We start from the raw sequence: 15,003 nt of genomic DNA, 5'->3' as shown, positions 1-15,003 counted from the left end.
CATGTGTGTTCAGTCCATCTGAATGTTGGTGTGGCGCAAGATCTCCACCCAGCGCCTGGATTCGGTGTCCATCAGTTTGGCGGCCTCTGCCGACGTGCCGGGGAAGGGTTGGGCTCCTTGTTCTGCCAGTTGCGCCCCGAAGGCCTTGTCGCGTGAGATCTTCAGCACGGCGTCCTGCAAAGTCTTCACGATAGGTGCGGGTGTGGCGGCCGGCGCCATGATGCCGTACCAGGACTCGAACACAACGTCCTTCACGCCACCTTCGGCAAATGTCGGCACATCGGGGATCTCGGGACTGCGCTTGTGGGCGGCGATGCCCAGCAGACGCACCTTGCCGGCCTGGGCGAATGGCAACACATTGGGCAGGTTGGCGAAGAGCACGTCGATCTGTCCCGCCTGCAGGTCGGTGGTCGCCGGCGCGGCACCCTTGTAGGGCACGTGCGTGAAATTCACCTTGGCGCCGTTGACGAACATTTCGCCCAACAGGTGGTTCATGGAGCCCACGCCCGCCGAGCCCATGTTGACTTTGCCCGGGTGGGCCTTGGCGTAGCTGACGAGTTCCGCGACGGTTTTGACCGGTGTGCTGTTGGACACCGCGAGCACATTGGGCACAGCGGCAAAGGTCGCGACGGAAACGAAGGCCTTGGCACCGTCGTAGGGCAGCTTCTTGTAGAGCAGCGGCTGCACCACTTGCCCCATGGAGGACAGCAGCAGCGTATAGCCGTCGGCGGGCGCCTTGGCGACAAACGCCGCGCCGATGGTGCCTCCTGCTCCCGCCTTGTTGTCCACGACCACCGGTTGGTGAAGCTCGTCGGACAGGCGCTGTCCGATCAGTCGGGCCATCAGGTTCACCGTGCCGCCAGCCGCGAACGGAACGACCAGTGTGATGGGCTTTGCGGGGTAGGTTTGCGCGACGGCACTCATGGAGACGCCAAGCGTGCAGGCGAGGAGGGTGGTGAGCTTGTACATGGGAATGTCTCTCTCTGTCAGTGGGGTTTGTTGACGATCTGCGCGACAGCGCCATCCAGTTCCGATTGCGCCGCCCGCAGTGCTGCACGCTTCTCTTCCAGCCAGCGCCGGTCGGCCATTCGCTCCGCCTGGGCATGTGCCAGAAGGCGCTCGACCTGCCGCGGGCCAATGCTTCCATCGGTGATGCGCGTGTCGACGAACTGGCGGGGGTCCAGGGCCGCTTGCACCAGGTTGTCTGACAAACCCAGTGCCTTGCCCACGGTTTCCAGCGCGGCCTCATCGACCATCGAGCCGGTCAGTTCGTGCGGCGCCATCGACGCCGCCAGGCTGTTGCGCACGACGCGGGCCACGATGTGATGAACCTGCCGGAAAGAAAGGCCACGTTCGCGAACGATCACGTCCGCCAGGTTGCTCGAGGTGGCCCAGCTGTTTCTCAGCGCGTCGGCCATGCGGGTTTCATGAACGATGAGGGTTTCCATCACGCCGGTGAACAGGTCCAGCATCCCTTCCACGGTGTTCAGCGCATCGTCCAGAACGGGGGCTTCGCGCATGGCCTGGTCGCCCGTGCCTTCACCCCGGAACGTGGCCAACGCGGTGGCCACCCACGCGACGGAGGGTCCGGCCGAGCGCCGGATGGTTTCGAGCGCGGTGGGGTTCTTTTTCTGCGGGAAGATGCTGCTGGTGCCGCAGTAGCTGTCATCGCACTCGACCAGTCCAAATTCGGCCGTCGACCAGACATGCAGATCGGTGGCCAGATCGTTCAGGTCCGCCATCACGAACGACAGCGCGCTGAGGGCGTCGACCGCGTAAAACGCCTCGCGGCCCAGCTTGGCGTTTTCCACCAGGCCATCGAATCCGAGCAGGTGCGTTGTGCGCAGGCGGTTCAGGTTCCACGACGTTCCCACCAGACCCACGGTGCCCAGGGGATTGCGGTTCACACGGTTGAAGGCCTGGGTCAGGCGCTCAAAGCTGTCGTGCAGCCGCGAACTGAAGCTCAGCAGATAGTGGCCAAAGACCCAGGGCTGCGCCTGCTGCATGTGGGTGTATCCCGGCATCATGGTGCGGGCATGTGTGCGAGCGCTCTCCGCCACGGCGATCTGGAAGGTGTTGAGCCGCTCCATCACGTCGAGCATGCGATTGCGCTGGTAAAGGCGTCTCACGGTCGCGCCCTGGTCGATGCGGCTGCGGCCCGTGTGCATCTGACCGCCGATGTCCTCGCCAATGGTCGAGAAAAGACGGGACTCGATCTGCAGCAGGAAACTTCCCTTGCGCGCATCGATCGGGAAGTCTTCGGGCTCCATGTCGCGGATGATCTGCAGCTGCTGCAGGATGGCCCGACCCACGTCCGGCTTGATGATGTTCTGCTCCACGAGCATGACGGTGTGGGCGACATCCACGGCGAGAAACTCGTTGAATTTCTTTTTCTCGCCTTGCAGCCGGGGCATTTCGCTGTATTGCAGCTGACGCGCCGCCGCCGGTGATGTCAGGCGCGCATCGCTGAGCAGGATTTCTTCATGGGACATGGCGGTTGGGGACTTGAGCACCCGTGTTGATGGCGATGGCGGAATGATGAAACAGGCCTTCTCCCAATACAACTCCACAAGAAGTTGGACGCGCATAATGAAATGTTATGTTTAACGCTGCCTTTTCCCTCCATGGAACTCCAACCAAGACAGCTGGATGCGTTTCGCAAGGTCATGCTCACCGGCAGCATGACGATGGCCGCCGAGCGCCTGCAGGTGAGCCAGCCCGCCGTGAGCCGACTGATCAAGGACCTGGAGGCGTCGCTGGGCATTCGCCTGTTCAAACGTGAAGGCAACCGCCTGATCCCTGGAGCCGAGGCGCAGAGGCTGTTCCGCGAGGTCGATCTGTTCTACCGCGGCATCGAGCAGATCGAACGGGTGGCGCTGGACCTGCGAACCGCGCGCATCGGCACGCTGCGAATAGCCTCGATGACCACACTCTCGCTGAATCTGCTGTGCGATTGCGTGAACCAGTTTTCCGCGGCGCGGCCCGACGTCAGCGTGTCGCTCGATGTGCGCAACTCCTTGGGCGTCATCGAGCTGGCGATGGCCAATCAGATCGATGTGGGATTCGTTCACCAGATCAACGCCGACCATCCGGGTGTGGAGGTTCACCGCCTGCGCAGCACACCTGCGGTTTGCGCATTGCCTCGCGATCACCGGCTTGCCAGGCAGGATGAAGTGAAGGTGGCCGATCTGGAGGGCGAGGCCATCATTTCGCTCGGGCCGAACAACCCGCTGCGCATCCAGCTCGACGCGGCGCTGCAAGCGGCCGGTGTGCCGTACCGCCGGCCAGTGGAAACCACGCTGGCTTACTCGGCCTGCAATTTCGTGTGTGGTGGACTGGGGCTTGCGGTGATCGATCCGTTCACCGCTGCGCACTTCTCGGATCCGCGCATCGTCTACCGTCCGTTCGCACCCGCGATCGTTTTCGAGTGCTCGTTCATCCTGCCCGCGCATCAACCACGATCCAAGGTGGTCGAGGACTTCATCGTGGTCGTCAGAAAGTCGCTGTCGTCGTATGGCCGGTGATCGTCCCGAGCGTGCAGAATCAGCGGAGAAACCGCCCGATGTTTGTTCAGGAGAGTGACCATGTCCCCAAGCCCCGACGCCGCAAAGGCCGCGTTTGTACTCGTTCATGGTGCCTGGCACGGCGCATGGTGTTGGCGCCGTGTGCTGCCTTTGCTGCGCGGCGCGGGCGTCGAGACGCACGCGGTCACGCTCACCGGCGTGGGCGAGCGCGCCCACCTGCTGAGCCCGGCGGTGGATCTGCACACGCACATCCAGGACGTGATGGGCTTGATCGAAGCCGAAGAATTGAAGCGCGTGGTGCTGGTGGGACACAGCTACGCGGGCGTGGTGGTGACCGGCGTGGCCGATCGCCTGCAGCGCGAGCACCCCGGCATGCTGTCGCACCTGGTCTACCTGGACGCGGCCTTGCCGTACCCGGGCGACAGCTGGAGCAGCCACCAGTCCGAGGAAACGCGGCAAGCGCGCATCGACGCCTCCAAGCCCAGCGGCGGCTTGAGCTTTCCGCCGCCCGACGCCTCGGTGTTCGGCCTCGAAGGCGCCGACCGCGACTGGGTCAACCGCCGCCAGACGCCGCAGCCGTTCCGCCTGTACCAGCAGCCGCTGGACTTCGATGGCGCGCGCGTGGCGGCCGTGCCGCGCACCTTCATCGACTGCACATCGCCCGCGCTGCCCACCATCGCGCCGGCACGCAAGCGCGTGCGCAGCGAGCCGGGCTGGCAGGTGCTGGAGCTCGCCACCGGACACGATCCGATGGTGAGCGAGCCCGTCAAATTGGCGGACATGTTGCTCGGCATCCACCGCGCTGCCACGCCCTGACACATGGCACAGCTGCCGCGCCTGGACCGCATCGACCTGCTGCGCGCAGCGGCCATGCTGTGGATGACCGCGTTCCATTTCTGCTTCGACCTGAATTTCTTCGGCCTGATCCGGGAGAACTTCTACCAGGACCCGTTCTGGACCTGGCAGCGCGTGGCCATCGTCAGCCTGTTCCTGTTCACCGCCGGCCTGTCGCAAGCGGTGGCGGTGCACCGCGGCCAGAGCTGGGCGCGTTTCTGGAAGCGCTGGCTGCAGGTGGCTGGCGCGGCGTTGCTGGTGACCGCAAGCTCGCTGCTGGTCTTTCCCAACAGCTTTGTGTATTTCGGCGTGCTGCACGGCATTGCGGTGATGCTCATCATCGTGCGGCTCACCGCTGGCTGGGGGCCGTGGTTGTGGTGGCTGGGTGCGCTCGTGATCGCGCTCAAGTTTGCACCGCCGTGGGCCATGGCGGCCTGGCCCGCGCTGGACGTGCTCAACATGACCGCGCTCAACTGGCTCGGCCTCATCAACCGCCTGCCGATCACCGAAGACTATGTGCCGCTGGTGCCATGGCTGGCCGCGATGTGGTGGGGCATGGCCGCCGGCCAGTGGGCGCTGCGGCACCGACCGCGCTGGCTGGGTGCCAGCGATACCCAGGCCACGGGTGTGCGCCGCGGGCTGGTCACGCTGGGGCAGTGGAGCCTGCTGTACTACCTGCTGCACCAGCCCGTGATGATGGGATTGATCTGGCTGGGCGTGCAGGTCTTCTGAGCTCGGCGGACATAAAAAAAGCGCGGACTGGCCGCGCTTTTTCGTGTCGAGAAGGGGTCGGGATTATTCGATCTTGGCCTTGTCGCGCAGCGACTTCTGGAACTCCACCAGCTTTTGCTGCTGCATCTGCTGCGCGATCTGCGGCTTGAGTTCTTCCAGCTTGGGAATCACCGCGGTGCGCTCGTCGTCCAGGCGGATGACGTGGAAGCCGAACTGGGACTTCACCGGTGTCTGCGTGAGCTCGCCCTTTTTCAGCTTGACCATGGCTTCGGAGAACTCGGGCACGTAGCTGCCAGCCGCTGCCCAGTCGAGGTCGCCACCGTTGGCGCCGGAGCCTGGGTCCTTGGACTGCTTCTTGGCGATGTCTTCGAACTTGCCGCCTTTCTTCAGGCTGGCGATGATGGCCTTGGCCTGGTCTTCCTTTTCCACCAGGATGTGACGGGCGCGGTATTCCTTGCCGCTGTTGGCCGCGACGAACTTGTCGTACTCGGCCTGGATGTCGGCGTCGGTCACCGGGTTGGTTTTCTGGTACTCGGTGAACAGCGAACGGATCATGATGGTCTGGCGTGCCAGTTCCATCTGGTTCTTGTAGTCCTCGGTGGCCGCGACGCCGCGCTTCTCGGCTTCCTGGATGAAGATCTCGCGCAGCACCACTTCTTCCTTCAACTGCGCGCGCACGGTGTCGTCTATCGGGCGGCCCGTTGCAGCGATCTGCTGCTCCAGCACCGCCACCCGTGCCGTGGGCACGGCCTTGCCGTTGACGATGGCCACGTTCTGGGCCAGAGCCCAGGGCGCTGCCGTGATGAGGGCCGCCGCAGTCAGGGCCGTCAGGGGAAATTTCATGGTGTTCCTCGGGGTGAAAAAAGTATTGGAGCGGCCGCGAAGGGCAGGGTTTCAGCGAACAGGTATCAGAACGTAGCGAGATGATGGACGGGGTAGACCGTTGTCAGCTCTTGATCTCGATGGCCAGCGCGTGCAGGCCGGCGTCGGTGAATTTTTGCAGCGCATCATACACAAGGCGGTGCTGTGCAACGCGGCTGCGCCCGGCGAACGCAGGGCCTCCGATGCGCACGCGAAAGTGGGTGCCGTAGCCCAGGCCGTTGGCCCCCGCATGGCCGGCGTGGGCAGCGCTTTCGTCCAGCACTTCGAGCACCGTGGGTGTGAGCGTCTCGCGCAGACGCGCTTCGATGGCGGCGGCGGTGGGCACGACGGCAGCTTCGCTCATGGCTTCTTCTCCTCCACCGTGTCGTCGTCCTTGAGATAACGCGCGATGTACAGCCCCTGGCCGACGATGAAGATCACCGGGAACACATAGCCCCAGAGTTTGAAGTTGACCCAGTCTTCGGTGGAATAGTAGGCCGCCACGTAGGCGTTGATGCCGGCCATGAACAGGAAGTAGCCGACCCAGGCGACCGTGAGCCGTGCCCAGATGTGGGTGGGCAGGTTGAGCTGCGTGCCCAGCAGGATCTGCAGGAAATTCTTCTTCCAGATCCACAACGCCGCGGCCAGCACGATGGCCATGCTCGCATAGAGCACCGTGGGCTTCCACTTGATGAAGCGCTCGTCCTGCAGGAACAGCGTGAGCGCGCCAAACACCAGCACCAGCACCAGCGTGACCTTGTGCAGCGTCTGCAGCCTGCGGTCGATGGCGTAGATCAGGCCGGTTTGCAGCAGGGTGGCCACCATCAACACGCCGGTGGCGGTGTAGATGTCGGCCAGCTTGTAGGCCAGCACGAACAGTGCGATGGGGAAAAAGTCGATGAGAAAACGCATCACGCCATTATCGGGCTTGGCCTTGCGCCTTCCTTAGGCGGGGCTTTGGCCGCCCACGGCGCAAGGAACTTGCACGGCGAAAGGCACTCACTATGGAGATCTCGAACCCGATCGCTGTCACAACTCAAGGAGACCACCCGGAATGAATGCCCAGGAACAACAGTCCATCCTCACCATCGCCTTGCTGGCGGCGTTTGCCGACGGCAACAAGGCCGATGCCGAACGCGAGGCCATTCGCGGGCTGGCCGAGTCGCTCAACCCCGAAGCGGGTGGTATTGCCTTGCCGCGCCTGTACCAGGACGTGCTGCTCAAACGCGTCTCGCTGGCCGATGCCGTGGCCGGACTGACCGATGCGGGGCACCGCCAACTGGCGTACGAAATGGCGGTGTGCGTGTGCGACGCGGATGGGCGGCAAAGCCCGGCCGAGACTGCTTTTCTGGCAGATTTGAAGGGGCGCTTGAAGCTGGATGCGGGGGAGGCGGCGGCGTTTGAGCGCGAAGCCGATGCCGTCGTGGATGCGGCGGAGTTGGCTGTGCCGGTTTCATCCGGAGGCGTGGTTGGCGGTGCCCTCACCCCAACCCTCTCCCAGAGGGAGAGGGGGCCAGGCACGGCTTCGGCGCCGGTGGTCGCGGCTTCGGTGGCTGCGGGTGTGGATCTGGACAAGTCGATCCTGAACTACGCGCTGCTCAACGGTGCTCTGGAGTTGCTGCCGCAGTCCTGGGCTTCCATGGCCATCATTCCAATGCAGGTCAAGATGGTCTACGCCATTGGCAAGGCGCACGGCGTGGAGCTGGACCAGGGCCACATCCGCGAATTCATCGCGGCGGTGGGCGTGGGCCTGACCTCGCAATACCTGGAGCAGTTCGGCCGCAAGCTGTTGGGTGGTTTGCTCGGCAAAGCTGCCGGGCGCACCGTGGGCCGCATCGGCGGTGCGGCCACGGGCATGGCGTTCTCGTTTGCCACCACGTACGCACTCGGCCAGGTGGCCAAGCGCTACTACGCGGGCGGACGGGTGATGAGCACCGAGTTGCTCAAGCAGACCTTTCAGGACCTGCTCGGCCCGGCCAAACACATGCAGACGCAGTACCTGCCACAGATCCGGCAGAAGGCAGCCACGCTGGATGCGGGCCAGATCATGCAGATGATCCGGCAGTAGCCCCCGCGGTGCGCGCGCCGCTCAGGCGGTCTGCGTGCTGGCTTGTGCCGCCATCGCCTCGGCCGTGATCGTCATCGAGCGCAAGCGCAGCGCCGGGTCGAACACGTCGCTCACGAGAATGAACTCGTCCGCCTGCGTCGCTTGCGCCAGCGATTGCAGGCCTTCGCGCACTGTGTCGGGCCCACCGATCACGGCGATGGCCAGGAAGTCGGCGATGGCGGCCCGTTCCTGGGCGTGCAGGCCCTGCATGAAACCGTCGACCGGTGGCGGCAACTGGCCGCGCTTGCCGGTGAGGATGCCCAGCACGCGCTGATAGGTGCTGCTCGCCAGGAACTCGGCCTCGTCATCGGTCGGTGCGGCAATCAGCGGAACGCCGACCACGGCATACGGCTCGGCCAGCGTGGCCGAGGGCTGGAAGTGGGTGCGGTAGACGTCCAGCGCCTGCAGCAGCAGGCGCGGTGCGAAGTGCGAGGCGAATGCGTAGGGCAGCCCGCGCTCGGCCGCCAGTTGCGCCGAGAAGAGGCTTGAGCCCAGCAGCCAGATGGGCACGTTGGTGCCGGCGCCGGGGTTGGCGATCAGGCGTTGGCCCGGCGTGGCGGGGCCCAGCAGGTGCTGCAGTTCGGCCACGTCGCGCGGGAAATCGGCTTCGGTTTCCACACGGTCGCGCCGCAGCGCGCGCATGGTGTGCGGGTCGGTGCCCGGCGCGCGGCCCAGGCCCAGGTCGATGCGGCCCGGGTACAGCTCGGCCAGCGTGCCGAAAGCCTCGGCCACCACCAGGGGCGCGTGGTTGGGCAGCATGACGCCGCCCGAGCCCACGCGCATGGTGTGGGTGGCGCCCGCGATGTGACCAATCAGCACGGCGGTTGCCGAGCTGGCGATGCCGCTCATGTTGTGGTGCTCGGCCAGCCAGTAGCGCGTGAAACCGAGCGATTCGGCGTGCTGCGCGGTGCGCACGGCGACCGCCAGCGCGTCGGCCACGGTGCCGCCCTGGCGCACCGCGACCAGGTCAAGCATGGAGAGGCGGATGTCTTTGAGCTGTTTCATGCGGGGAGAAAACCTTCGATGGAAAGATAGCGTTCGCCGGTGTCGTAGTTGAAGCCCAGCACCACGGCGTTGGTGGGCAACTCCGGCAGCTTCTGCGCGATGGCCGCGAGCGTGGCGCCCGACGAGATGCCGACCAGAATGCCTTCTTCGCGCGCGCAGCGGCGCGCCATCTCGCGCGCCGGTTCGGCGTCGACCTGGATCACACCGTCGAGCAGGCTGGTGTCCAGGTTGTTGGGAATGAAGCCCGCGCCGATGCCCTGGATGGGGTGGGGCGCAGGCGCGCCGCCGGAGATGACGGGCGATGCCGTCGGCTCCACCGCGAACACCTGGAGCTTGGGCCATCGTTTCTTGAGCACACGCGCCACGCCGGTGATGTGGCCACCCGTGCCCACGCCCGTGATGATCGCGTCGATGCCATCGGGGAAGTCGGCCGCGATTTCTTCGGCGGTGGTGCGCGCGTGCACGTCCACGTTGGCCGGGTTGTTGAATTGCTGCGGCATCCACGCGCCGGGCGTCGCGGCGACGATCTCCTCGGCGCGGGCGATCGAGCCCTTCATGCCCTTTTCGCGCGGCGTCAGGTCGAACGTGGCGCCATAGGCCAGCATCAGGCGGCGGCGCTCGACCGACATGCTGTCGGGCATGACGAGGATGAGCTTGTAGCCCTTGACCGCGGCCACCATGGCCAGGCCAATGCCGGTGTTGCCCGAGGTGGGCTCGACGATGGTGCCGCCCGGCGTGAGCGCGCCGGAGCGTTCGGCATCCTCCACCATGGCCAGGGCGATGCGGTCCTTGATGGAGCCGCCCGGGTTGCTGCGCTCGGACTTGATCCACACCTGCTGGCTCGCATCGCCAAACAGGCTCTGCAGGCGGATGTGGGGCGTGTTGCCGATGGTGTCGAGAATGTTCCGGGCTTTCATGTCGTGCTTATTTGGGTTGGTGTTCGAGCGAGGCGGAATTCATGCAGTAGCGCAGGCCGGTGGGCTGAGGACCGTCTTCGAACACATGGCCCAGGTGCGCGCCGCACTGGCTGCACACCGTCTCCACGCGCACCATGCCGTGCGTGCGGTCGGTGATTTCGGTGATCGAACCCGGCACCGCCTGCGAGAAGCTGGGCCAGCCGCAGCCGGCGTCGAACTTGGTGTCGGCGTCGAACAGCTTGTTGCCGCAGCAGATGCAGTGGTAGCTGCCGTCGGCCCACACGCGTTCGTATTGGCCGGTGTAGGGGCGCTCGGTGTGGGCGTGGCGGGTGACGTCGAAGGCGCCTGGCTCGGCGCCTTTGGCGGCGAGCACCTCGCGCCACTCGGCTTCGGTTTTCTGGATGGGGAAGTTCATGCGATCTCCTTCGGTGTTCTTCTCATGACGAGCAGCTGATTTCGATGTGACTGGCCCAGTCGGGTGGGAAAGCGGCCAGGTCTTCTTCACCGGCGACTTCCTCAAATGGGCGCTCCAGCGCGTTTTGCAACCGGGCGACTTCGCTGAAATCGCCCTGTTTGGCGCGCTGGATCGCGAGCTCACCGAGGTGGTTGCGCAGCACCACCTGCGGGTTGGTGCGCAGCATCTGCGCTTGCGTGGCTTCCGCGTCGAAGGCGGGTTGTGCACCGAGGCGAGTGCGCCACCGCGCGGCCCAGGCATCGAAGGCTTCGCGTTGCAGGAACAGGTCGCGCACGGCGTCCAGCGGGCCGCTCACCGCGTGGCTCAGCCGGCGCCAGAAGATGGTGAAGTCCACCGCATCGGAGGCCATGAGTTTCATCAAGGTGTCGGTGAGCGCAGCGTCGCCGTCCTCCACACGCGCCAGGCCCAGCTTGGCGTTCATGCGCCGCTGCAGCCCGGCGGGCATCAGGGCCTTGTAGGGCTCCAGCGCATCCAGTGCGTCCTGCTGGTCGTCCATCAGCGGCAGCAGCGCCTGGCCCAGCGCGAACAGGTTCCAGTAGGCGACGTTGGGCTGGCGGTTGTAGGCGTAGCGCCCACCCGTGTCGGAGTGGTTGCAGATGTGGCCGGGGTTGAAGGCGTCGAGAAACTGGAACGGACCGTAGTCGATGGTCAGGCCCAGGATGCTCATGTTGTCGGTGTTCATCACGCCGTGGCAGAAACCCACGGCCTGCCATTGCGCCACCATTTCGGCGGTGCGCGCGCTCACGGCTTCGAGCAAGGCGGCATACGGATTGCCAGGCGCGTCGCGGCAGGCGGGGTAGAAGCTGTCGATGACGAAGTCGGCCAACTGGCGCAGTTCGCCGTGCAGGCCGTTGTGCGAGAAATGCTCGAAGTGGCCGAAGCGGATGAAGCTGGGCGCCACGCGCGTGACGACCGCCGCGGTTTCGATCTCTTCGCGGCGCACCGGCGCGGGCGAACCCGTCACGCACAGCGCGCGGCTGGTGGGAATGCCCAGCGCGTGCATGGCCTCGCTACACAGGAATTCGCGGATGGAGCTGCGCAGCACTGCGCGGCCATCGCCCATGCGCGAGTAAGGCGTGAGGCCCGAGCCCTTGAGCTGCACTTCCTGCGGGCCCGAGGCGGTGTGAACCTCGCCCAGCAGAATGGCGCGGCCGTCGCCCAGCTGGCCGGCCCAGTGGCCGAACTGGTGGCCGCTGTAGACGCTGGCCAGTGGCTGCGTGCCGGCAATGGGCAGGTTGCCGGTGAAGGCGTCGAGCGCGGCGGGCGAGGCGAGCCACGAACGGTCCAGGCCCAGCAGATCGGCCACGGCCGGGCTGGTGCCGACCCATTGGGGTGAGGGCAGGGGGGTGGGGGATCGCAGGGTGTAGAAGGCATCGCCCAATGCGGCGAAGCGGTTGCGCCAGGGCAGGCCAAGGTCCAGGCCAGCGGCCATGTCAACGGGTCGGTTCATGCCCGCCATTGTCCCGATTGGCCCCGACATGGCGGGGCGCAGGGTCAATCAATACGCCACGCTGACCGGCGCGTCGTCCTGCAGCCGGCTGCGGTACTGGCCGGGCGACACGCCGAACCAGCGCTTGTTGGCGCGAAAGAAGTTGCTCTGGTCGGCAAAGCCCAGCAGGTCGGCTACCTGGCCCAGCGTGTAGCGCGATTCGGCCAGGTACTTCTGTGCCAGGTCGCGCCGCGCGTCATCGAGCAGTTGCTGAAAGCTGGTGTTCTCGTCGTGCAGCCGGCGCTGCAGCGTGCGGTCGGCCATGGCCAGGCTGCTGGCCACGTCGTCGCGCCGGGGTTCGCCCAGGTGCAGGCGGTGGATGATTTCCTCGCTCACGCGTTGCGCGGTGCTGGCGTTGCCCAGCCGCACCAGGCGCGCCTCGATCAAGCGCTGGTGCATGTCGAGCAGCACCGGGTCGCTGGAGGGCAGGGGCGTGTCCAGGTCCACGCTGTCCAGCAACAGGCGGGTCGCGGGCTGGTTGAAGCGCACCGGGCAACCGAAGGCGCGCAGGTAGGGCGCGGTGTCCACCGGCTCCGCGAAGATGAACTCGGCGGCGCGCGGCTGCACGTCGCGCCGCGTGATCCATCGGCACAGGGTGGACAGCGCAAGCAGGCCGTATTCCTGGCGCTGCCTCGGCACCGGCCGCATGTTGCCGATGTGGCCCAGCACCAGCCAGCATTGCTGCGGGCCCTGAGGCTCGAGTTCGAAGGTGGCGGCGTCGGAGATCACCGCCAGGTAGCGGGCGAAGTTCTTGAGGCCGGCCTTGAGCGTCGGGCTGGCCAGCATGATGTAGCCGACCATGTCGAAGTTGACGTGGCGGCTGGTGAGTTCACGGTCCATGCCCAGCGCCGGATTGCCCGACCACACCACCGCGAGTTCCCACAGGCGGCTGACCTCCTCGGGGTCGAAGCGGGCATCGGGTTTCTGCAACCGCGCGATGTCGATGCCGGCCGTCTCGAACAGGCGCGCCACGTCCAGGCCTTGCGATCCGAACATGTCGGCGATGCCCTTGACCCAGGTGCTGGAACTGGTCCGTTTCATGCGGGGTTGGTGTCGTGAAGTCAGTCGATTGGTCATGTTGCGATAGCGGTGATCGGGGCCTGCGTTCCTAGAATTTCCCGAACGGTTTGCGCTGCACACGAGGACCGGATTCAACGGGATTTCAAGGCACTGCGCAAGCTGTTGTTTACCCCCGAAACAAGGAGACAAGACATGATCAAGAGAACACCGATATGGGTGGGTTGGGGCGTCGGCGCCGCCTGCATGTTGCTTGCCGCATGTGGCGGCTCCGATGGCGCGCCACCCGAGGCACCGAAACCCGAGGTGCGTCAGATTGCCTATGGCACCGTGCAGGGCAGCAACCAGGCCAGCACCAGCGGCACCTACGCCTGGAAAGGCATCCCCTACGCCAAGCCGCCGGTTGGTGCGCTGCGCTGGAAGGCGCCTGTGGTGCCCGACGCCTGGACCGGCACACGTCAGACCACCGCCTTCGGCAACGCCTGCCTGCAGAACGGCCGCATCTACGGCCCGGGCGCGAACAACCGCCACGACGCCACCATTGCCACCACACTCAACACGCCCGTGGGCAGCGAAGACTGCCTCACGCTCAACGTCTGGCGCCCCGCGAGCGACACCACCGGCCTGCCAGTGATCGTGTTCGTCTACGGCGGCAGCAACATCTCGGGCTACACCGCCGACCCGGTGTACGACGGCGCAGCCCTGGCCCGCAGCGCCAACGCGGTGGTGGTGACGCTGAACTACCGCCTCGGTGTGCTGGGTTTCATGAACCTGCCGCAGCTCAAGACCGGCACGAACAACGCCGAAGACTCGGGCAACTTCGCGCTGCTCGACATCGTGCAGGGCCTGACGTTCGTGCGGCAGAACGCCGCCGCCTTCGGTGGCGACAAGGGCAACGTGACGCTGATGGGTCAGTCCGCCGGCGCCATCAACGCCTGGGCACTGATGGCCTCGCCGCTGGCTGCCGGCCTGTTCCACAAGATCGTGCCGCTGTCGGGCGGTATCTCGCTGGCCACCAACCTGCCGCCGGGCACCATCGCCACGCTGAACCCGGCCAGCACCTACCTGGCGCAGGGCAACGGCTTGCTGGCCCGGCAGCTGATCGCCGATGGCCTGGCGGTCGACCTCGTGACCGCGCAGGCCTACATTGCCACGCAGTCGTCGACCCAGATCGCCGACTACCTGCGCGGCAAGGCCGGTGGCACGCTCCTGACCACCTTGCTGCTCAACGGCCTCACGGGCTCCGGGCCGATTCCCGATGGCAGCGTGCTACCCACCGACCCGATCGCCGCCATGGCCGCGGGCCACTACAACAAGGTGCCGGTGCTCGCCGGCAACACGGGCGAGGAGGGCAAGCTCTTCGCGCCCTTCCTCACGCTGTTCGGTGGCCCGCCGGGCTTCAAGATCAACGACGCCGACCGCTTCAACATGATGGCCGCCTTCAACCCCGACGCGCCCAGCGTGCTGACCGAGGGCGACATCATCGACGCCGCCTACCTGCCGTCGAACGCCGCGGGCACCGGCTGGACCGCCCGCACCGCGCAATTGGCCGCCGCTTTCATGGCGCCCAGCCGCGACAACGTGCTCAACACGCTCAAGGCGCAGCAGCCCGAGGTCTGGTACTACCAGTTCGACTGGGCGCAGCAGCCCGCGCCGTGGAACACGGTGTACGGCGCCGCGCATGCGTTCGACCTGCCGTTCCTGTTCGGCAACTTCGGCCCCTCCGTGTTTGCCAACGCCAACAACAGCACCGCCAACCGGCCCGGCCGCCTCGCCTTGTCAGCCCGCATGATGGCCGCGCTGGGCAGTTTCGCCCGCACCGGCAACCCGAACCACGCCACGCTGGGCGCCACTTGGCAGCCCTGGCCCGCGCAGTTGCACTTCAATGCGTCGTTGACCGCCGCGCAGATCAGCGTGGTGCCATGAGCGAGGTGCTGGCGACACGTTGTCACGGAATGGACAGCGAGGGGCTGCTACAGGTGGAACCCCTCGTTTCCCCCAGGGGGCAAACGGCTACGATGGCCGCCACAACCAACCCCTAT

Annotated in this window: 15 protein-coding genes; 5 read left to right on the top strand and 10 right to left on the bottom strand. The window is 65.9% G+C overall.

The genetic code is table 11. The annotated features are described in order from the left end of the window. Nucleotides 1-9 precede the first annotated feature (9 nt). Together FFS09_RS20350 and argH are read right to left on the bottom strand one after the other, a co-directional pair. A complete protein-coding gene (locus FFS09_RS20350) occupies nt 10-969 on the bottom strand; it encodes a Bug family tripartite tricarboxylate transporter substrate binding protein (protein ID WP_137920731.1) in 960 nt (319 codons plus the stop codon). Nucleotides 970-986: 17 nt separating this feature from the next. Next, a complete protein-coding gene (argH, locus tag FFS09_RS20345) occupies nt 987-2,492 on the bottom strand; it encodes an argininosuccinate lyase (protein ID WP_137920730.1) in 1,506 nt (501 codons plus the stop codon). A gap of 102 nt (nt 2,493-2,594) precedes the next feature. Here argH and FFS09_RS20340 point away from each other — a divergent pair, with 102 nt between their 5' ends. From FFS09_RS20340 to FFS09_RS20330, 3 genes are read left to right on the top strand one after another with little or no spacing between them, the layout of a single operon-like run. After that, complete coding sequence (locus FFS09_RS20340; protein ID WP_354595885.1) at nt 2,595-3,524, top strand: LysR substrate-binding domain-containing protein; 930 nt, start codon at nt 2,595-2,597, stop codon at nt 3,522-3,524. A gap of 60 nt (nt 3,525-3,584) precedes the next feature. Then, the gene (locus FFS09_RS20335; RefSeq protein WP_137920728.1) at nt 3,585-4,340 is read left to right on the top strand and encodes an alpha/beta fold hydrolase; all 756 of its coding nucleotides are present in this window, start codon (nt 3,585-3,587) and stop codon (nt 4,338-4,340) included. 3 nt (nt 4,341-4,343) lie between these two features. Further along, entirely contained in the window at nt 4,344-5,090 is a 747-nt protein-coding gene (locus FFS09_RS20330) for a heparan-alpha-glucosaminide N-acetyltransferase (protein WP_137920727.1), read from the top strand. 63 nt (nt 5,091-5,153) lie between these two features. On the opposite strand, the gene FFS09_RS20325 is transcribed toward FFS09_RS20330, so the two are convergent. The 3 genes from FFS09_RS20325 to FFS09_RS20315 form a co-directional block, all read right to left on the bottom strand. After that, nucleotides 5,154-5,933: a peptidylprolyl isomerase gene (locus tag FFS09_RS20325; protein WP_137920726.1), complete on the bottom strand. Its 780-nt coding sequence runs from the start codon at nt 5,931-5,933 to the stop codon at nt 5,154-5,156. Nucleotides 5,934-6,036: 103 nt separating this feature from the next. Beyond that, the gene (locus FFS09_RS20320) at nt 6,037-6,315 is read right to left on the bottom strand and encodes a BolA family protein (RefSeq protein WP_137920725.1); all 279 of its coding nucleotides are present in this window, start codon (nt 6,313-6,315) and stop codon (nt 6,037-6,039) included. After that, entirely contained in the window at nt 6,312-6,863 is a 552-nt protein-coding gene (locus FFS09_RS20315; protein WP_137920724.1) for a septation protein A, read from the bottom strand. The genes FFS09_RS20320 and FFS09_RS20315 overlap by 4 nt, the downstream gene beginning before the upstream one ends. Before the next feature lie 142 nt (nt 6,864-7,005). On the opposite strand from FFS09_RS20315, the gene FFS09_RS20310 reads away from it, so the two are divergent. Continuing rightward, nucleotides 7,006-8,019, top strand: a complete 1,014-nt coding sequence (locus tag FFS09_RS20310; protein WP_137920723.1) for a YcjF family protein — start codon at nt 7,006-7,008, stop codon at nt 8,017-8,019. A 21-nt stretch (nt 8,020-8,040) separates the two neighbouring features. Here the strand turns inward: FFS09_RS20310 and FFS09_RS20305 are convergent, their stop codons facing one another. Genes FFS09_RS20305 through FFS09_RS20285 form a run of 5 tightly spaced genes read right to left on the bottom strand, consistent with a single transcriptional unit; the run spans nt 8,041 to nt 12,985 of the window. Continuing rightward, nucleotides 8,041-9,063 (bottom strand): LLM class flavin-dependent oxidoreductase, encoded by a 1,023-nt coding sequence (locus FFS09_RS20305; RefSeq protein ID WP_137920722.1) that lies wholly within the window; start codon nt 9,061-9,063, stop codon nt 8,041-8,043. Continuing rightward, nucleotides 9,060-9,980, bottom strand: a complete 921-nt coding sequence (cysK, locus tag FFS09_RS20300; protein WP_137920721.1) for a cysteine synthase A — start codon at nt 9,978-9,980, stop codon at nt 9,060-9,062. Before cysK ends, FFS09_RS20305 begins: the two co-directional genes overlap by 4 nt. 7 nt (nt 9,981-9,987) lie before the next feature. Then, entirely contained in the window at nt 9,988-10,395 is a 408-nt protein-coding gene (gene msrB / locus FFS09_RS20295; RefSeq protein ID WP_137920720.1) for a peptide-methionine (R)-S-oxide reductase MsrB, read from the bottom strand. A 22-nt stretch (nt 10,396-10,417) separates the two neighbouring features. After that, nucleotides 10,418-11,905 carry a protein adenylyltransferase SelO gene (locus FFS09_RS20290; RefSeq protein ID WP_137920719.1) on the bottom strand — a complete coding sequence of 496 codons (1,488 nt, stop codon included), beginning with the start codon at nt 11,903-11,905 and terminating at the stop codon, nt 10,418-10,420. 48 nt (nt 11,906-11,953) lie between these two features. Beyond that, entirely contained in the window at nt 11,954-12,985 is a 1,032-nt protein-coding gene (locus FFS09_RS20285; RefSeq protein WP_252374452.1) for an AraC family transcriptional regulator, read from the bottom strand. Between the two features lie 171 nt (nt 12,986-13,156). On the opposite strand from FFS09_RS20285, the gene FFS09_RS20280 reads away from it, so the two are divergent. Then, nucleotides 13,157-14,887: a carboxylesterase/lipase family protein gene (locus FFS09_RS20280; RefSeq protein WP_137920718.1), complete on the top strand. Its 1,731-nt coding sequence runs from the start codon at nt 13,157-13,159 to the stop codon at nt 14,885-14,887. Nucleotides 14,888-15,003: the final 116 nt, after the last annotated feature.

This window comes from Hydrogenophaga sp. 2FB (assembly GCF_005503365.1).
GTDB lineage: Bacteria > Pseudomonadota > Gammaproteobacteria > Burkholderiales > Burkholderiaceae_C > Hydrogenophaga.
The sequence above is the reverse complement of the archived record's forward strand: the minus strand, read 5'-3'. Positions and strand labels throughout refer to the sequence as shown.